Raw genomic sequence first — 18,118 nt, forward strand, 5'->3', positions numbered from 1 at the left:
TGTGTCGGGTCCGCGGCGGACCCCTTCAGTCGGACCGTTAAATGGTCGATCGAAACTCCATGGGTCGTGCCGTCCAGCGCCATCGGACGGAGCGTCGCCAAGACGACGATGCCCGATTCCTCAAGAGCTGGCTGAAGAACCCCCTCAGGATGGGCGCCGTGACGCCCTCGGGGCCGGCACTCGCGCGCAAGATGGCGAGCTATGTCGATCCGGCCGGTACTGGCCCGGTGGTCGAACTCGGCCCGGGAACCGGGCCGATGACGACGGCCCTCGTGGCGCGCGGCATCGACCCCGCGCGGCTTGTTCTGGTGGAATATTCCGCCGAGTTCTGCCGCCTGCTCCGCGAGCGTTTCCCGACAGCCACCATCGTGCAGGGTGACGCCTATTCGCTGCCGAAGACGCTCGCGGGAAAACTGAACGCGCCGGCCGACGCGGTGGTGTCGGGCCTGCCGCTGATGACCCGTCCGGAGCCCGTGAGACTTCAGCTTCTCGACGATGCGCTCGGTCTGATGCGGCCGGGCGCGCCTTTCATCCAGTTCACCTATTCGGTGGTGTCGCCCGTGCCGCTCAAGGGCGCCAATTTCTCGGCCGAGCCTTCCGAGCGGGTGTGGCGTAACATTCCGCCGGCGCGCGTCTGGGTCTATCGCCGCGGATCGTGATCAGTCCGGCCGGCACTGGCCGGGTGGAATGGCGAAGACGCGCTCGCGCCCCAGCGCCAGCACCGAGAAGCTCCTGGCAAATAGCGACAGGATCGCGGGGTCGCGGGCATTCAGGCCGCCGGCATAGGCGCCGAAGGCCGGCATGACCAGGCGTTCGCCGTCGAAGACGAAGGCCCGACGGCGCAGGCTGCCAGCACGGGTCTGGATTCTCGCGCAAGGATGCAGGTGGCCGGCTATCTCCGCGCCGCCCTGCCCGGCACGCGGGATATGGACGAAGCGCATTCCGTCCTCCACGAACGCATCGGCATGGTCGCCCGGCAGAACGCCCGACAGACCCTCGTCGTGATTGCCCGAGATCCACAGCCAGTCGCGGCCGCGCTGGAGTTCCGCCAGCATGGTCATGTCCCGCGCTGCAATGCGGCCGAGCGCGCCGTCATCGTGAAAGCTGTCGCCGAGCGAAATGACGCGACGGGGGCGGAAGCGCGCGATGGCCCCTCCCAACGCATCGAGGGTATGGGCGGTGTCGTAGGGAGGCATCAGCGTGCCGCGCCGTGCTGCCGCCGAACCCTTCTCCAGATGAAGGTCGGAAACGACGAGCGTCGACGTGCGGGCGCACCAGAGCGCACCGGACGGATCGGCGACGAACGCACCGCCGCCCAGCGTGATGACGGCATCGTCCCGTTCCTGCTGCCTCCGGGCGAGGTTCATCGGTCAGTCGGCTCCCGTTCCCGCAAGGCCCGCTTCCGCGAGCAACACGGCCTCCGCCTCCGCCAGCAAGCGGTCTCCCGCCTCGCCGTAGATCGGCTCCTTGCCGATCTCCAGCATCACTGGAACGGCCAGCGGCGAGGTGTGATCGAGATCCTTATGCACGATTCGACCCTTGATGCGTGTCAGCATGCGGCCGAGCCGGGCAATGTCGAGCAATCCCGTTGCCGCATCCGCTCGGGCAGCGCGCAACAGCACGTGATCGGGCTCGTGACGGCGCAGCACGTCGTAGACGAGGTCGGTCGAGATGGTCACCTGTCGACCCGACTTTTCCTTGCCCGGATGCCGCCGCTCGATCAGGCCGGCGATCACCGCGCAGGTGCGGAATGTGCGCTTCATCAGCTGGCTTTCGGCAAGCCAGGCCTCGAGGTCGTCGCCCAGCATGTCTTCGTCGAACAGCGCCGCGAGCGACAGCCGGCCGCGCCCGATCGCTGCACCCATGTCGTCGAGGCACCAGACGGAAATCGAATAGTCGTTGGCGACGAAACCGAGAGGTTTCAGCCCCCAGCGCTCAAGGCGGCGGGTCAGCAGCATGCCAAGGGTCTGGTGGGCGAGACGGCCCTCGAACGGATAGGCCGCGAGATAATGACGGCCGGCCCGCGGAAAGGTCTCCACCAGCAGTTCGTCGCGCCGCGGAATGATGGAACTGAGCCTCTGGAGCTGCAGCCATTCCTCGACCTGGGCCGGCAGATGCGCCCATGATTCCGGCTCCGCCAGCATGCGCCGGACGCCCTCCGCCAGAAAGGTGGACAAGGGAAACTTGCCGCCGGCGTAGGCGGGTACTTTCGGGTCGCTGGCGGCGGCGCGCGAGACATAAACCTCGTTCTCCACCAGGGCCTCGAACCGCAGGATCTCACCGGAAAACACGAAGGTGTCCCCCGAAACGAGCCCTTCTATGAAATATTCCTCGACCTCGCCGAGGACACGGCCGCCGCGGCCGATCGGTCCGGTCGGCGCCGTGCCGACCCGCTGGCGCGCGGAGCGGACGAGGCGAACCTTCAGCATCGGCTCCTCGACAATGGTGCCGACATTGATTCGATACTGGGTCGCGACGCGCGGATGGGTGATCCGCCACAGACCCTTCACGTCCCTGCGGATTCTGGCGAAGCGATCGTAGGTCTTCAGCGCGTAGCCGCCGGTGGCGACGAAAGCGACCACGTCGGCGAAATCCTTGTCTGGAAGCGCGGCATAGGGCGCGGCCGATCGCACTTCGGCCAGCAACGCCGCCTCGTCAAACGGGCCGGCGCAGGCGGTGCCGAGCACGTGCTGGGCGAGCACGTCGAGCGCGCCGGTGCGCAGCGGCTCGGTATCCTGGTGGCCGCGCTCCACCGCCTCCAGCGCGGCGCGGCATTCCATCACCTCGAAGCGATTGGCCGGCACCAGGACCGCGCGGGAGGGCTCGTCGAGCCGATGGTTGGCGCGGCCGATGCGCTGCATCAGCCGGCTGGCGCCCTTCGGAGCGCCGATATTGAGCACGAGATCGACATCGCCCCAGTCGATGCCGAGATCGAGCGAGGAGGTGCATACCACGGCCTTCAGCCGCCCGGCGGCCATGGCATCCTCGACACGCCGGCGTTGGGCGACGTCGAGCGAGCCGTGATGCAGCGCGATCGGCAGGGCGTCCTCGTTGATGGTCCACAACAGCTGGAACAGCAATTCGGCCTGGCTGCGCGTGTTGACGAAGATCAGCGTCGTACGGTGCGCCTTGATCGCCTCGTAGATCTCACCGGCCGCATGGCGCGCGGAATGGCCGGCCCAGGGCAGCCGCTCGCGCGTCTCCATCATGGAGACATCGGGTTTCGCGCCCGGCTCCGCGATCACCACTGCCGCGGCTTGCCGCCCGTCCTGAGGGCTGAGGAAGCGTGCGAGATCGGCCGGCTCCTTGACGGTCGCCGAAAGGCCGACGGCCGCCAGCTCCGGCGCCAGTCTGAACAGCCGCGCGAGGCCGAGCGACAGGAGGTCGCCGCGCTTGGATGTGACCAGCGCGTGCAGCTCGTCCAGCACCACGCGCCTCAGCGAGCCGAAAAGATAGGGCGCGTCGGCGCTTGCGATCAGGAGGGCGAGCTGCTCCGGCGTGGTGAGGAGGATGTCTGGCGGATCGGCCCGCTGCCGCTGCCGCTTCGAGGCCGGCGTATCGCCGGTGCGGGTCTCGATGCGAATGGGCAGGCCCATCTCGTCAGCGGGCTTGTAGAGGTTGCGCGCGACATCGACCGCGAGCGCCTTCAGGGGCGAGATGTAGAGCGTATGCAGTCCGCGCGAGCGCGACGGCGGTGTCCGGCCCGCCGGCCCGGCGGGCTGGCGCTGGGGGCGCCCCTCCGCCAGCTCCACCAGCGAGGGCAGGAAGCCCGCCAGCGTCTTGCCGGCGCCGGTCGGCGCGACGAGCAGGCCGGAGCGCCCCTCGCGCGCAAGCTTCAGAAGGTCCAGCTGATGTGCGCGCGGTACCCAGCCGCGCGCGGCGAACCAGCTGCGGAATCGTTCAGGCAGCAGTGCTGCATCTTCCGCAGGGGCGCGTCGGGCGGACATGATCCAGAACTAAACGAGAACGCGCGCCAGGGGAAGGCGCGCCTCGCGCTCGGCTGTCGTCAGCGCATGAGGGTAGGGATCATCGAGGCCACCAGAAGCACGGCCATGGTGATGTTGAAGATCACGATGCGCCGACCTTTCGCCAGCACCTGCCGGAGCTCCGTTCCGGACAGCACCCAGGCGGCGAGGGAGGGCAGGTTGACCACGGCGAAAATCGCGATGACCGCGGCAAGGCTCGGCAGCAGCCGATCCGGCTACGTGTAGGAGACCGTCACGATCAACGCCACGGTCCAGGCCTTCGGATTGAGGAGCTGAAGGGCAGCAGCCTCGGCGAAGCCGACGGGCTCGGCAACCGCTGCTCCTTCCCCAAGCGCCCGGCTGCGCGCGATTCTGACCGCAAGCCAGGCGACGTAGAAGCTGGAGGCGATGCGCAAGGCGATATCGATGGCCGGATAGGTCTTCAGTATGGCGCCGAGCCCGATCCCCACGGCAAAGACCATCGACAGGAAGCCGCCGGAAATGCCGAGCAGGAGCGGCAACGAGCGTGCAAAGCCGAAATTGGCGCCGGAGGCCAGCAGCAGGAAATTGCCGGGCCCGGGCGAAATCGACATGACGAAGGCGAAGCCGATCAAGGCGATGATCATGTCAGGGGTCATTTTTAGTTCCGCCAACCCATGCCGCTGTCCCGCCGATGGTGAGTTCGCCCGCCTCGTCGCGGTGCCGGAGACCTTGACCCTGATTCACGTGAAATGCAGTCTTCGTTAGCTGCTTATTCTTATTCAATCGTCCCAGTCAGGTATGCAAACAGGCAAGCTTGACGTCCTATCGGATGTGTTTTCGACTCTGCGTCTTGGATCGCAGCTCTATTTCCGCGCCGAACTTGGGCGGTGGCGCGGCTGTCCACGTTCCGGAGGAACGCCGCCATATCCGCTTCCATCTGGCGCTGGCAGGAGCCTGCAGGCTTTCCGTCGGTGCGAGCGCGGCTATCGAGCTCGCGCAGGGCGAACTGGCGCTGGTTCCCAATGGCGCGGCCCAGATTCTCGCCACCGACCCGTCGGCGCAGCCGATCTCCCTCGCAGACCTGATCGCCGGGGGTGCGCTGCGCGGCGGCGTGCTGGCCGGCGGCGAAAGGCCGCTCCGTGCCGTTCTTGTCTGCGGCTTTCTCGCCTTTGACGAGGCCATGCCGCATCCGCTGATGGCGAGTCTGCCGGCCCTCATTCATCTGCGCGCCGCCGATCTCGGCGCCGAGCCGTGGATCACGGCCGCGCTGCGGCTGATCGAGCTGGAGGCCAGTCTGTCAGGACCGGGCGCGCATGCCATCCTGGCTCGGCTGGTCGAGATCATCCTCGTTCAGGCGACGCGCCGCCTTTCCGCGACGAATGGCCACGGTTTCCTCCGCGCGCTTGGTGATCCCCGCCTGTCGGCGGCGTTGAGGGCTGTTCATCAGGACCCGGCGCATCCGTGGCGCGTAGGCGATCTCGCGCGGGCCGCCGGCATGTCGCGCACACGCTTCGCCGCCCGCTTTGCCGTGGAGGTGGGCATACCGCCGATGGACTATGTGACCGGCTGGCGCCTGACGAAGGCCCGGCGCCTGCTCGTCGATACGGGGCTCGGCATGGCCGAAATCGCCGAGCGCTGCGGCTATGCCTCGGTGCCCTCGTTCTCACGGCGCTTCAAGGAGCGGTTCGGCATCGGCCCGGGAGCATTCCGCCGCTCGCCGGATGACTTCACGGAGCGTTAACCCTTCTCCCGCCTTATGGAAGCCGGATTTGCCCCTTTCAACACGGCGGCCGATCCGGCAGGATGGCGCTGGTTCCCGCGAGAGGAATCGGCGCGCTCGTCGGTCGGCGCGCATCGGACGGAGGGGCTCGTTGCCGGGAAGTATCGAGAGTACGGCCGATGCGTGATTGGGGTGCCGAAGCCGCTGGACTGGCCTCGCCTTCGCGCGTTCGGGCCCGATCCTTCCGCTTTCCGTGGGTCACCGTCCTCACCCTCTCGGCCGGCCTTGCCGGACTGACCACCTACGTCCTGCGTGACGACCGGGCCCGGGCGAATGTCTCCGCCGCGCAGGTTGGCCTGACGCCTGTCGCTGCCCTTCTCGACCCTGCCTTCTCGCTGGGACAGGCGCCCGCGACCTTTGCCGCCAGTCAGCCGCTCTCCGCGACATGGCAGCCGACATCTGCGGAAGCGGTGGCTGCCGTCGCGCCCCTCACCTCCCGCCCCGTGCTCGCCCTGGCTAGCCTGCGGAGCGATGCCGTCGAAGCGCCGTCCCTCGCGCCTCAGATGACCGGGCCTGCGCCGCTCGTCACCGCGCCGCTGCCGATGGCGCGCCCCGATATCGCCGCTGATGAAGCCGACGAAGCCGCGTCGGCGGCTCTTGAGACCGCGCCTCTGCCGGTTCGGCGTCCCACCGACATTCCCGCCGCATCCGCTCCCGAGCAGCCGCAGGTCGCGACCCGCCGTGGCGCGCGCGGCGCTCAGACCGCCGCCGCTCCTGCCGCGCAGGCGACGGATGGCCGCTCCTTCCTCGAGCGTCTTTTCGGCAATCCGCGTTCGCCCAACGGGCCGGAGCTTGCCTATGCGCCGCCGACCGGAACGGCGACCGATGCCGGCCAGCCGTCGTTCGGTACGCGTCTTGGCTTCGGCTTCAATGTCGTGCCCAAGCCGCCGCCGGGCACGGCCATCTTCGATATCGCCGCGCGGACCGTGTATCTGCCGAGCGGCGAGCGGCTGGAGGCTCAGTCCGGCCTCGGCGCGAAGATGAACGACGTGCGCTATGCCCATGTGCGGATGGAGGGGCCGATCCCGCCGCACACCTATGATCTCGTCGAGCGCGAGGCGCTGTTCCACGGCGTTCGCGCCATACGGCTCAACCCGACCGGCGGCAGCCAGTCGATTCACGGTCGCACCGGCCTTCTCGCGCACAGCTATCTGCTGGGCCCGCGCGGCGATTCCAACGGCTGCCTGTCGATCAAGGACTACGATCGCTTCCTGCAGGCCTATCTGCGCGGCGAGATTCGCCGCCTCGTGGTGGTTGCCCGCACGACCAGCTGACAGAGCTATCCTGCCCCCGAGGGGTTTTCCGGAATCGGAATCGTGTGCTTTGACGGCGCCTCGCCCGGAGCCTGATCCATGACCGCCACGCGCCTTCTTCTCTTTGCCGCCGGCCTGATCGGCGCGGCAGGCATCGGGCTCGCCGCCATGGCGACCCACGCCTATGCCGGCACGAGCCTGCCTGTTGCCGCCACCATGCTGTCGCTGCACGCTCCCGCGATCATCGCCGTCGCCGCCGCGCGAAAGGCGAGCCTGATCCATGACCTCTGTGGTCGGGTCGCGGCCTGGGGGCTGGTTTCCGGCGTCGTCATGTTCTCCGGCGATATCGCCATGCGCACGTTCAGCGGCATGCCGCTATTCCCGATGGCCGCGCCGGCGGGCGGCACTCTGCTGATCGCGGCATGGATTCTCGTCGCCGTCGCGGGCCTGATCGGCGGGCGTCACGGCTCCTGACGGCAAGGCATTCCTGCACAGCCGACCGGCTTGTGCTGCCTTTGTCTTGAGCAGCGCCGGGGTGCTAGCGTCCACGCCCCGCAGCCGGACGAGACGATCGTGCTCCAGCAGACCGCCGCCGCAGAAGAATCCGTCTCCGACATTGACGGGCCCGCCGCCTGGATGCGCCTCGCCATCTGTCTGGCGCTCGGCACCATCGGCGGGGTCGGCATGTGGTCGGTCGTCGTGGTGATTCCCGCCGTGCAGGCCGATTTCGGGGTCGGTCGCGGCGAAGCTTCGCTCCCCTACACATTTGCCATGATGGGGTTCGCGCTCGGCGGCGTCGCCATGGGCCGGCTCACCGATCGCTTCGGCATCATGGTTCCGGTTCTCGCTGGCACTGCGCTGCTCGCCTGTGGCTATGTGGCGGCGGGGCTCGCGCCGAACATCTGGGCCTTCGCCCTGGCTCACGGGTTCCTGATCGGGTTCGGTTCGGCCGCCGTGTTCGGGCCGCTGCTCGCGCATGTCTCGATGTGGTTCGAGCGCCGTCGCGGCATTGCGGTGGCCCTCGCCGCGTCCGGCAACTATCTCGCCGGCGCGATCTGGCCGCAGGTCGTTCGTTTCGCTCTCGAATCGTATGGCTGGCGGACAACCCATATTCTGATCGCCGTCGTGGCCGTCGTGCTGATGGTGCCGCTGGCGCTGCTGCTCCGGAAGCCGGCGCCGACCGCCGCGAGCGGCTCGGGGCTGGCGCGCAGCGCTACACCCGCCGCGCTCGGCCTGTCGCCCAATGCGCTGATGGCGCTGTTGGCGGTCGCGGGCATTTCCTGCTGCGTCGCCATGTCCATGCCGCAGGTCCATATCGTTGCCTATTGCGCCGACCTTGGTTACGGCGTCGCCCGCGGCTCGGAAATGCTGTCGCTGATGCTGGCTTTCGGCATCGTCAGCCGCGTCGCATCGGGCTTCATCGCCGACCGGATCGGGGGGCTGGCGACGCTGCTGCTCGGCTCGGTGCTGCAGGGACTGGCCCTCATCCTGTTCCTGACTTCCGACGCGCTGACGCCGCTCTACGTCTTCTCGATCCTGTTCGGCCTGTTCCAAGGCGGCATTGTGCCGAGCTACGCCATCATCGTCCGGGAGTATTTCTCGGCGGGCGAGGCGGGAACGCGTGTCGGCATCGCGCTGATGGCGACGCTGATCGGCATGGCCTTTGGCGGCTGGATCTCCGGGGTCATCTTCGACGTGACGCGCTCCTACCAGGCTGCCTTCGTCAATGGCATCCTGTGGAACCTCCTGAACCTCGCGATCGTTGGATGGCTTCTGATGCGCCGCGAGCGGCTCGCGCGGACCTGAATGCGCGCTCGACGCGTCGCGGGCTTCGCGCCATTGTCGCGCTCAGACGGGCAGGAGGATTCGAGGCATGACGGGCATGACCCGCATTCCCATCGACGTTCACGATGTCGACCAGTTGTTCTCGACTTTCGACCCATCCCCGTTCCACGAGTTCAGCCTCAACGCGACAGCCGCGCAGTACATTGCCTCGCAGGCCTGGTACGCACCGCGTTCCGACCATTTCGTGATCGAACTGTGCCTGCGAAGCCGGCCGGCCTCGCGCAAGGACGCAGACAAGGTCGAGGCGGTGCTGCGTCAGCACTTCACGCGCCTTGCCGCCAACGAGGCGATGAACCTCCGCAAGCTGATCCGCACCGGCCTGATCTCGCTCGCCATTGGCCTGTGCGTGCTGGCCTTCTGCACGGCGTTGTCGCGGCTGGTGGACAATTCACCGCTGCCCGACGGCTGGCGCGAAGGCATCCGCGACGGCATCTCGGTTTTCGGCTGGGTCGCCAACTGGCGGCCGGCGCAGATCCTGTTCTACGACTGGTGGCCGCTCCGGCGGAACCGCAACCTTTACCGGCGCCTCGCCAAGGCTGAAGTCGTCCCGGGGAAGCTGTCCCGAAAAGACGCCCATGCCGACGAGGTGGCGCCGATCGACACTATGCCGATTGAATCCGGCCCCACCTGACGTTCCCCCGGGCCGGTCAGTTCGCGGCCATGAGGCGGATCACAGCCGGGCCCATGATGACGATGAACAGACAGGGCAGGAAGAACACGATCATCGGCACGGTCAGCTTCGGCGGCAGCGAGGCCGCCTTCTTCTCGGCCTCCGACATGCGCATGTCCCGGTTTTCCTGCGCCATCACGCGTAGCGTGTTGGCGAGCGGCGTGCCGTAGCGCTCGGCTTGGATGAGCGCCATGGACACCGCCCTGACGCCATCGAGATCGGTGCGCTTGGCGAGGTTCTCGTAAGCGAGGCGCCGGTCCTGCAGGTAGCTGAGCTCGGCGGTGGTCAGGGTCAGCTCCTCCGCCAGCGGAATCGACTGCGAGCCGACCTCCTGGCTGACGCGCTTGAATGCCACCTCGATGGACATGCCGGATTCGACGCAGATCAGCATCAGGTCGAGCGAGTCGGGGAAGGCGCGCCGGATCGAGGTCTTGCGGCGGTCGATCTGGTTCTTGAGGAACAGCATCGGCAATTGCAGGCCGACATAGGCGGCAAAGCACGCGATCAGCACGCGGACGATGGCCGGCTGCTGCATGTCGTTGATCACGAAGAGATAGATCAACGCCAGCAGGAAGGTGACGATCGGCACCACCATGCGGAACAGCAGGAACACGATGTAGGGCACCTGGCCGCGATAGCCGGCCTGGATCAGTTTCTCGCGCGCCTCGTCCTGGGCGAGGTGCTTGGTCAGCTGCAGGCCATTGACGATCGACATCATCCAGGCCTTGGGGGTCTGTCGGACGGTAACCCGCTCGCCGTTGGCCATGCGCGCGCGCTCGCGCTCGCGGATGCGCGACCGCTCCACCGACACCGCCTTCATGCGTCGCCCGAGATTGTCGCCCGCGAACAGCGGCATGGCGAAGGTGATGACGGTCGCGCCCACCGCGATGGCGATGAGCATCTGGATCATGAAATCGCGGTCGTGGAGCTTCTCGATTATGAGGCCCAGCATGGTCGGCGAGCCCCTCTAGAAGTCGAAGTTGATCATTTTCCGCATGACCATCACGCCCGTGAACATCCACAGAAGGCAGCCGGCGAGCATCAGCCGGCCGAGTTCCGTGGTCCACAGGAGCGAGATGTATTGCGGGGTCGACATGTAGACGAAGATCATCACTGCCGGCGGCAGGCAGGCGATGATGGCGGCGGAGGATTTGGCCTCCTGCGACAGGGCGACGATCTTGGCCTTCATCTTCTTGCGGTCGCGCAGCACCTTGGCGAGGTTGCCGAGCGTCTCGGAGAGATTGCCGCCGGCCTTCTGCTGGATCGAGATGACGATGCAGAAGAAGTTCGCCTCGGCCACCGGCATGCGCTCGTAGAGCTTGAGCACCGCCTCGTGCAGCGGGATGCCGAGCGCGGTCTGCTCGACCACGAACTTGAACTCCGAGCGAACCGGCTCCTGCGCTTCGGTCGCGATGATCCTGAGGCAGTCGCCGATCGGCAGACCCGCCTTGACGCCGCGGACGATGACATCGACCGCGTTGGCGAGTTCGTTCAGGAAGGCGGCCATGCGCCGCTTCTTCATGAAATTGAGGATCCATTGCGGCAGGCCGAACCCGAAGGCCACCGCCGAGGCGAGCGCCGGTATGAGCGACAGGCCGGCCATCAGCGGCATGATGAAGCCAACGGCGCCGAGCACGGCCGACAGAATGTAGAACTGCTTCTTGGTCCAGGTCAGGCCCGCCTGGGTAATGCGGGTCTGAAGCGGGGGGCGCGCGGCGTTCTTCTGGCGGCGGTCGAGTTCCTTCAGCGTTTCCTCGACGCTCGGGCGCTTGACGGTCTGCTCGTCGAGCTTGCCGCGCACCGGGCGCGCGGCGGTCTGCGCGACCGCATCGAGCCGCTGGTCCGCCTTCACCTCGCCGGAGAGGAACGGATAGATCAGCGCATAGGCCAGGCCGCCCGCACAGACCGTGGCGAGGCCGATAATGGCAATGGCATCGAATTCCATCGGCTCACCTCACGGCTTCGCCGACATCGGCGGCATCGAGCGCCGCAGCCAGTCGCTTGTCCTCGCCGTAATAGCGGGCGCGGTCCCAGAATTTCGGCCGGCCGATGCCGGTCGAGCGGTGGCGGCCGGCGATCTTGCCGTTCTCGTCCTCGCCCAGCATCTCGTAGACGAAAAGGTCCTGGGTGATCGGCGTGTCGCCTTCGAGGCCGAGAACCTCGGTGACATGGGTGATGCGGCGCGAGCCGTCGCGCAGACGGGCGGCCTGGACGATGACGTCGACCGAGCCGACGATGATCTCGCGCACGGTCTTGGCGGGAAGCGAATAGCCGCCCATGGCGATCATTGATTCCATGCGCGACAGGCACTCGCGCGGCGAGTTGGCGTGGATCGTGCCCATCGAGCCGTCGTGGCCCGTGTTCATCGCCTGAAGAAGGTCGAAGACCTCGGGTCCGCGGACCTCGCCGACAATGATCCGCTCGGGGCGCATACGCAGGCAGTTCTTGACGAGGTCGGTCATGGTGACGCGGCCCTCGCCCTCGAGATTCGGCGGGCGGGTTTCGAGGCGCACCACGTGCGGCTGCTGCAGCTGGAGTTCCGCGGCGTCCTCGCAGGTGATAATGCGCTCGTCGGAATCGATGTAGCGCGTCAGGCAGTTCAAAAGGGTCGTCTTGCCCGAGCCGGTGCCGCCGGAGACGACGATGTTGCAGCGGACGCGGCCGATGATGCGAAGGATTTCCGCGCCCTCGGGAGAGATCGAGCCGAACTTGACGAGCTGCTCCAGCGTCAGCTTGTCCTTCTTGAACTTGCGGATGGTGAGGGCGGCGCCGTCGATGGCGAGGGGCGGTGCGATGACGTTGACGCGCGAGCCGTCCGGCAGGCGGGCGTCGCAGATCGGCGAGGATTCATCGACCCGGCGACCGACCTGGCTGACGATGCGCTGGCAGATATTCATCAGCTGCGAGCTGTCGCGGAACCGAATACCGGTCTTCGAGATCTTGCCCGCGACCTCGATATAGACCGTGTTGGGCCCATTCACCATGATGTCGGCGATGTCGTCGCGGGCGAGCAGCGGCTCGAGCGGGCCATAGCCGAGAACGTCGTTGCAGATGTCCTCGAGCAGGTCCTCCTGCTCGGCGATCGACATCACGATGTTCTTGATCGTGATGATCTCGTTGACGATGTCGCGGATTTCCTCGCGCGCGGACACGCCGTCGAGCTTGGCGAGCTGCGACAGGTCGATGGCCTCGATCAGCGCGCCGAAAACCTGGCTCTTGGTCTCGTAGAAGCTCGACGACCGCTGGCGGTCCTCGGGCGCCGGCGCGGCCTGGGCCGGCGCCATGGGCGGCGAGGCGATGCTCGGCATCTTCACCGGTTCCGCGGCGCGCGGCGCGGCGGGCGTGACCGCGCGCTCGATCGTCGTCGCTCCGCCCTGAGGGGGGAACCCCGATCCCGATCCGGTGGTGCCGCGCTTACCGAACATGCTGCCTCGAACAGGTTGGCCGGGCCGTCAGGCCTTCTTGCGGAATGGAAGTTTCTCGAGGATCGGCGCCAGCGGTCCGAGCAGGCCGGCTCGCGCCTTCCGCGTGTCGTGGCGTCCGGTCATCGCGAGGGCGAGATCGGTGAACTGCTGGGACACCCGGTGCCCCGGCTCCATTTCGGCCAGCATCTGGCCGTTATTGGCGGCCGTGCCGAACAGCTGCGGCTCGAACGGGATCACCGCGACGGGCTCGGATTCGAGCGCCTTGGCGAAATCGGCCGGCTTGATCTCCGGACGCTTGGCGACGCCGGTCTGGTTCAGCATGTAGCGCGGCGCCGCATCGTTCGGCCGCGACGCGCGCAGGAGGTCGATGATGTTCTTGGCGTTGCGCAGGTTGGCGAGATCCGGCGCGGCGACGACGAGAATGTCGTCGGCGGTGGCCAGCGCGCGCTTGGTCCAGCCGGTCCAGGCATGCGGCATGTCCAGAACGATCGAGGGAACGGTCGCCTTCAGGATGTCGATGACGCTGTCAAAGGCTTCGGGCCCGAGGTCGTAGACGCGCTCCAGCGTGGCGGGGGCCGCCAGCAGCGAGAGATTGTCCGAACAGCGTGACAGCAAGCGGTCGACAAAGGCCGTATCGACGCGGTCCGGCGAGAACACGGCGTCGGCCATGCCTTGCGGCGGGTCCTGGTTGAAGTCGAGACCGCCGGTGCCGAAGGCGAGGTCCATGTCGGCGATGCAGGTATCGGTGCCGATATCCTTCGAAATTGCCCAGGCAAGATTGTGCGCGATGGTCGAAGCGCCGACGCCACCCTTGGCGCCGATGATCGCGATGGTCCGCCCCACCGGCTTGGCGCCGTCGGAGGCGTAAAGGCCCGAGACCGTCCGGATGATGTCGAGGACGCCGGTCGGCCCCATCATGTAGTCGCTGACACCGCGCGCCATCATCTCGCGATAGAGCACGATGTCGTTGACCTGGCCGATGACGATGACCTTGGTCGTGGCGTCGCAGACGTCGGCCAGTTCGTCGAGATGGCCGAGAATCTCGCCCTTGCGGCCGGTCGTCTCCAGAATCACGACATTGGGTGTGGGCGCGGTGCGGTACGCCTCCACAGCCGCGGGAGCCCCGCCCATCTGGACGCGCACATGGGCTTTGTCCATGCGCCTGTCTTCGGCTGCCTCAGCGATGATGCCGGCCAGTTCCGATGTTTCGCAGAAAGCCTGCAGGGAGATGCGCGGAACGGGCGCGATCTGCTCGCCCTGCGCCTCCGACGGGAGCGTTGCCTCGTCCGCCACGTCCTACCCCTTGATTTCGCGCTTGATGTCGGTGAGCGACCGGATCGGCTGATGGTCGATCTGCGGTCCGGGGGCCGTGCCCTGGCGATGCCGGCCCATGATCGTCTGGCGGCGGGCCGCGTCGATCTCGGTTTCCTGGCGCGGGCCCAGCAGGTCGTTGGGATTGGCGACGATCGCCGCCAGATTGTGCTGGAAGGCGCAGCCGTGGTTCCAACTCGGACGGTTCAGGTGACTGTCGGAGCCAGGCGCCGCGCCGAGGTCGTTCGGCCAGAGGCCGCACTGAGAGGCGACATAGGCGCCCTGCGGGCCAACCATGATCGGATGCCGCTGGCGGTAGTCGTGCGGATAGGGATCGCGCATCGAGGCGACCGACTGGCAGCCGCCGAGAGCGAAGGCGGCGCCGATCACGGCCAGCTTCGCGACGGGGAGGCGGTTGGGCACGCGGGACATGGGAAACCTCTGGCTTGGAGCCTGATCAGTCGCGGATGAAGCCGACGGGGCCGTTGAAGCGTCCGCGGGGAGCGGGGGCGCCGGCGGTTCCGTAGATGCGGTTGAGGCGGCCGATGAACATGCCGGCCGGATCGGACGGGTCCTGATAGTTGTCGTCGGGCCGGGCGAGCTGATTGGCCGAGACGGGACGCACGATGTAGGGCGTGACCATGACCATCAGCTCGGTCTGGCCGCGCTGATAGTCGCGCGAGCGGAACAGCGCGCCGAGGACGGGAATGTTCATGGCGCCGGGCATGCCGCCGATCGCCTGGCGGGTCTGCTCCTGCAGGAGGCCGGCGAGGACCATCGAGCCGCCGGAGGGCAGTTCGATCGTCGTGTCGGCACGGCGCGTCCTGAGGCCGGGCACGACGATGCCCTGGGAGTTGCTGCCGCTGGCGAGGCGGACCGACACGTCGTTGTTGATCTCGCTGACCTCGACGCCGACGCGCAGGCTGATGCGCCCCTCCGACATCACGACCGGCGTGAAGGCGAGGATGACGCCGAACGGCTTGAACTCAAGCGTGATGTTGCCGGTGATGTCGCGACCTGTCGGCACCGGAAACTCGCCGCCGGCGACGAACTTGGCCTGCTCTCCGGAAATGGCCGTCAGCGTCGGCTCGGCCAGCGTGCGCACGAGGCCGTTTTCCTCGAAGGCGCGGATCGTGCTGGTGACGACGTTGTTGCCGACCCGCGAACCGATCTGGATCGAGTTCGGCGAGGGATCGATATTGTTGACGTTGAACCGGCCGGAGGTCAGCAGGCCATAGACGAAGCCGCCGGCATTGCCGAGGCCGTTGCCGGTCGCGCCGGCGATGGCCGACGTCGGATCGAAAGCATCCATGCGCACGCCGAGCTGGCGGATCAGCGTGCGCTGGATTTCGGCGACGGTCACCTTGAGGTGGACCTGATCGCGGCCGCGGATCGAGATGGCGTTGACTACTTTCTTCTCGTCGCCGACCAGCCGCGCGGCGACGTCCATCGCCTGCTGCGCCTCGAGCGGAGTCGCGACCGAGCCCGAGACGACGACCGAGTCGTTGACCGAGCGGACCTCGATATTGGCGTTCGGCAGTACGCTGCGCAGCGTCTGGCGCAGACCGCCGAGGTCGCGGCCGACCTCGATGTCATAGGCGGCGATCTGCCGGCCCTCGGCATCGATGAAGAAGACGTTGGTCTGCCCGACGGCGACGCCGATCAGGAAGACGCGGCGGGCCGAGCGCACGACCGCATTGGCGATGGCGGGGTTGGCGACGATGACGTCGCGGGCATCGCGCGGAAGCTCGACGGGAATGGACTTGCCGACGCCGAGCGTGACCATCTGGTTGCCGCTGACCGGCCGCTGCTGGCGCGCGGTGGTGCTGCCCTGAGCCACGGCCTCGCCGAGGCCGGCCGTGCAGACGAGGGCGCAGATGGCGGCGCCGGCGACCCGGGCGAGAACCTTCGCGGCGCGGCGCGGCGCGGCGGCGGGAGCGGAGTGGAAGGACGAGCGCATCATTCATTCCCCTGCGGGGTGGTCACGGACCGCACGCCGTGGCGCACGATGGTCATGCGGCCTTCCTGGCTGCCGAACAGGGCCTCGCCGTCGCCCGCGCCTTCGCCGGCGAGGTTGGCGACCGAGGAATCGGCAAGGCTGCGAAGCGCCAGCGACAGGGTTCCAAGCTCGCGGGCGAGCGCCAGGGTCTCGGACTGCGCCGGCGTGAGTTCGAGCGTCGCGGTCCGGCCGACGATGGTCTTCTCGCCGCCGCGCTCCTCGACCACCTGGTCGACGGCGAGGACCCGCACGTTGCGCAGCACGGTGGAGGTCGTGTGGGTCATGCCGTCGGCCTGCGCGGCTGCGCTGCCGTTGCGACGGGCCAGGATCACGTCGACGCGGTCGTTCGGCAGGATGAAGGCGCCGGCGCCCCGCGAGGGATCGTCGATCGGGGCAGCGATGGCGCGCATGCCGGGCGTCAGGATCGCCGACATGAAGCCGCGATTGCCCTTGACCAGGCGTGCGGCGCGGATCGGTTCACCGGCGATGAAGGCAGAGCGGACGATGGAGCCGACCGTCTCATCCATGGAGGCGGCGCCAGCGTCACCCCGGCGGCGGACGATGAAATTGGCCGTGCCGGCATCGTCGGGCCAGCGGCGCCACGCGACGTCGCCGGGCTGGATGATCTTGCCAAGCGGCAGGTCGACATTGGCGACCAGCACGTCGAGGGACGGCACCTCCGGGGCGGGCGCAGCCTGCTGCACCTCCGCCGGCGGCGGCCTGCGGCCACCCATCAGGATAGCGGCGAACCCGCCGGCGCCGAGAGCGACTGCGATGACCACCATCTGTGCAGGCTTCAGACGCATTGGACCGACCCTCACGCGGCGAGGGCGGACAGGCCCTCGTCATGAGGCCGGATTCGATCAGGGAAAGGTCAACTTATGGTTAATCGCCGGTGAGCAATTTGACTTAACGAAAAGTCACCGGCCTCGCGCGCGCCGGAGATTCAGTGCAGCGCGCCAGTCATCCAGAAGCTGGAGGGATAGAGGATCAGACCCGCTGCCGCCAGCGCGATGCCATAGGGAATTCCGGTCTTGGCGTCGGTGATTCGGGCGTACCAGCCCTCGCGCATCAGCAGCGGCGGATGAAACGGCGCGCCGCGCAGCGACAGGAGACCGAGGGTCAGCAGGCCGCCGAGGAGCGACGAGTAGAGCGCATATTCGAGCAGCTGCGACCAGCCGAGCCATAGCGCCGTGGAGGCTGCCAGCTTGGCGTCGCCGCCGCCGATCCAGCCGCAGGCGAAACAGGCGAAGCCGATCACCAGAACCAGCACGCCGGCTGCGACATGCATGCCGATCGTGGCCCAGGCCATGCCGGAGATCAGGGCGAGCGCGAAGAAGCCGCCGATCAGCACGAAGGACACCCGGTTCGAGATTGTCATCGTGAACAGGTCGCTCGCCGCCGCGAACGCCATCATCGCGGGGAAGATCAGCAGGATGGCGAGGTCGGACATGGCTTCCTCCCGGGAAGGCGGGCGCGATCCGTCTTGGTTTCGGCGCCCAGCCCGGACGCCATCATCACGGCGACGGGTTTCAGACCAGTGAACGCCAGAGCACGGCCAGGGCGGCCGCGAGGCCGGCGACCAGCGATAGCGCGACAAGGCCGGCCATCTCGTCCGGCGCGGCGCGCCGGTCGGTCTGTGCGATCCGAGGTGGTACGCCCCTCGTCATGCCGGCACCGTCACTGCAAAGGGTCGGAACTGAAAAAGAGGCGGCCCGCCGTTGGGCGGGCCGCATTCGTCTTCGCGAGCGATCGTCAGATCACTGCTTGAAGTTCGTGTTGACCTTGTTGAAGGCGTTGAGCGTGTTGGTGCCCATGGTGTTGACCGCGACGATGACGACGGCGGCGATGCCGGCGGCGATCAGGCCGTACTCGATGGCGGTGGCGC

General features: G+C 67.6%; 20 protein-coding genes. 6 read left to right on the forward strand and 14 right to left on the reverse strand.

All coding sequences use genetic code 11. The features are described from left to right. Positions 1–59: 59 nt before the first annotated feature. The gene (locus tag JNK84_RS22190) at positions 60–659 is read left to right on the forward strand and encodes a class I SAM-dependent methyltransferase (RefSeq protein ID WP_293428349.1); all 600 of its coding nucleotides are present in this window, start codon (positions 60–62) and stop codon (positions 657–659) included. Here JNK84_RS22190 and pdeM read toward each other — a convergent pair whose 3' ends face one another. Genes pdeM through JNK84_RS22210 form a run of 4 tightly spaced genes read right to left on the reverse strand, consistent with a single transcriptional unit; the run spans position 660 to position 4,603 of the window. Then, positions 660–1,367 (reverse strand): ligase-associated DNA damage response endonuclease PdeM, encoded by a 708-nt coding sequence (gene pdeM, locus JNK84_RS22195; protein ID WP_293428350.1) that lies wholly within the window; start codon positions 1,365–1,367, stop codon positions 660–662. Between the two features lie 3 nt (positions 1,368–1,370). Beyond that, positions 1,371–3,947 (reverse strand): ligase-associated DNA damage response DEXH box helicase, encoded by a 2,577-nt coding sequence (locus JNK84_RS22200; RefSeq protein ID WP_293428352.1) that lies wholly within the window; start codon positions 3,945–3,947, stop codon positions 1,371–1,373. 59 nt (positions 3,948–4,006) lie between these two features. Beyond that, complete coding sequence (locus JNK84_RS22205) at positions 4,007–4,153, reverse strand: hypothetical protein (RefSeq protein ID WP_293428354.1); 147 nt, start codon at positions 4,151–4,153, stop codon at positions 4,007–4,009. Between the two features lie 48 nt (positions 4,154–4,201). Beyond that, complete coding sequence (locus JNK84_RS22210) at positions 4,202–4,603, reverse strand: LysE family translocator (RefSeq protein ID WP_293428356.1); 402 nt, start codon at positions 4,601–4,603, stop codon at positions 4,202–4,204. A gap of 194 nt (positions 4,604–4,797) precedes the next feature. Between JNK84_RS22210 and JNK84_RS22215 the strand changes: the two genes are divergently transcribed. The 5 genes from JNK84_RS22215 (at position 4,798) to JNK84_RS22235 (ending at position 9,456) form a co-directional block, all read left to right on the forward strand. Next, positions 4,798–5,688 carry an AraC family transcriptional regulator gene (locus JNK84_RS22215; RefSeq protein WP_293428358.1) on the forward strand — a complete coding sequence of 297 codons (891 nt, stop codon included), beginning with the start codon at positions 4,798–4,800 and terminating at the stop codon, positions 5,686–5,688. A 158-nt stretch (positions 5,689–5,846) separates the two neighbouring features. Further along, a complete protein-coding gene (locus JNK84_RS22220) occupies positions 5,847–7,001 on the forward strand; it encodes a DUF2778 domain-containing protein (protein WP_293428360.1) in 1,155 nt (384 codons plus the stop codon). 78 nt (positions 7,002–7,079) lie between these two features. Further along, a complete protein-coding gene (locus JNK84_RS22225) occupies positions 7,080–7,454 on the forward strand; it encodes a DUF423 domain-containing protein (RefSeq protein WP_293428362.1) in 375 nt (124 codons plus the stop codon). A gap of 162 nt (positions 7,455–7,616) precedes the next feature. Then, positions 7,617–8,786, forward strand: coding sequence for an MFS transporter (locus JNK84_RS22230; protein ID WP_293428388.1), 1,170 nt, complete (start codon positions 7,617–7,619; stop codon positions 8,784–8,786). Between the two features lie 67 nt (positions 8,787–8,853). Beyond that, positions 8,854–9,456, forward strand: a complete 603-nt coding sequence (locus JNK84_RS22235; RefSeq protein ID WP_293428364.1) for a hypothetical protein — start codon at positions 8,854–8,856, stop codon at positions 9,454–9,456. A 16-nt stretch (positions 9,457–9,472) separates the two neighbouring features. Here JNK84_RS22235 and JNK84_RS22240 read toward each other — a convergent pair whose 3' ends face one another. The 10 genes from JNK84_RS22240 to JNK84_RS22285 form a co-directional block, all read right to left on the reverse strand. Beyond that, positions 9,473–10,447 carry a type II secretion system F family protein gene (locus JNK84_RS22240; RefSeq protein ID WP_293428366.1) on the reverse strand — a complete coding sequence of 325 codons (975 nt, stop codon included), beginning with the start codon at positions 10,445–10,447 and terminating at the stop codon, positions 9,473–9,475. 15 nt (positions 10,448–10,462) lie between these two features. Beyond that, positions 10,463–11,440, reverse strand: a complete 978-nt coding sequence (locus tag JNK84_RS22245; RefSeq protein ID WP_293428368.1) for a type II secretion system F family protein — start codon at positions 11,438–11,440, stop codon at positions 10,463–10,465. Positions 11,441–11,444: 4 nt separating this feature from the next. Further along, complete coding sequence (locus JNK84_RS22250; RefSeq protein ID WP_293428370.1) at positions 11,445–12,920, reverse strand: CpaF family protein; 1,476 nt, start codon at positions 12,918–12,920, stop codon at positions 11,445–11,447. Between the two features lie 27 nt (positions 12,921–12,947). Next, positions 12,948–14,213: an AAA family ATPase gene (locus JNK84_RS22255; RefSeq protein ID WP_293428372.1), complete on the reverse strand. Its 1,266-nt coding sequence runs from the start codon at positions 14,211–14,213 to the stop codon at positions 12,948–12,950. A 3-nt stretch (positions 14,214–14,216) separates the two neighbouring features. Beyond that, the gene (locus tag JNK84_RS22260) at positions 14,217–14,663 is read right to left on the reverse strand and encodes a CpaD family pilus assembly lipoprotein (protein ID WP_293428374.1); all 447 of its coding nucleotides are present in this window, start codon (positions 14,661–14,663) and stop codon (positions 14,217–14,219) included. 25 nt (positions 14,664–14,688) lie between these two features. Next, positions 14,689–16,194: a type II and III secretion system protein family protein gene (locus tag JNK84_RS22265; RefSeq protein ID WP_293428376.1), complete on the reverse strand. Its 1,506-nt coding sequence runs from the start codon at positions 16,192–16,194 to the stop codon at positions 14,689–14,691. Beyond that, positions 16,191–17,015 carry a Flp pilus assembly protein CpaB gene (gene cpaB / locus JNK84_RS22270; protein ID WP_293428378.1) on the reverse strand — a complete coding sequence of 275 codons (825 nt, stop codon included), beginning with the start codon at positions 17,013–17,015 and terminating at the stop codon, positions 16,191–16,193. The genes JNK84_RS22265 and cpaB overlap by 4 nt, the downstream gene beginning before the upstream one ends. A 161-nt stretch (positions 17,016–17,176) precedes the next feature. Further along, complete coding sequence (locus JNK84_RS22275) at positions 17,177–17,683, reverse strand: A24 family peptidase (protein WP_293428380.1); 507 nt, start codon at positions 17,681–17,683, stop codon at positions 17,177–17,179. Between the two features lie 79 nt (positions 17,684–17,762). Next, positions 17,763–17,900: a hypothetical protein gene (locus JNK84_RS22280; RefSeq protein ID WP_293428382.1), complete on the reverse strand. Its 138-nt coding sequence runs from the start codon at positions 17,898–17,900 to the stop codon at positions 17,763–17,765. A gap of 90 nt (positions 17,901–17,990) precedes the next feature. After that, positions 17,991–18,118 (reverse strand): Flp family type IVb pilin (locus tag JNK84_RS22285; RefSeq protein WP_293428288.1); only part of this gene is annotated, 128 nt, incomplete at its 5' end.

It is taken from the genome of Phreatobacter sp., from assembly GCF_016793595.1.
Taxonomy (GTDB): Bacteria; Pseudomonadota; Alphaproteobacteria; order Rhizobiales; family Phreatobacteraceae; genus Phreatobacter.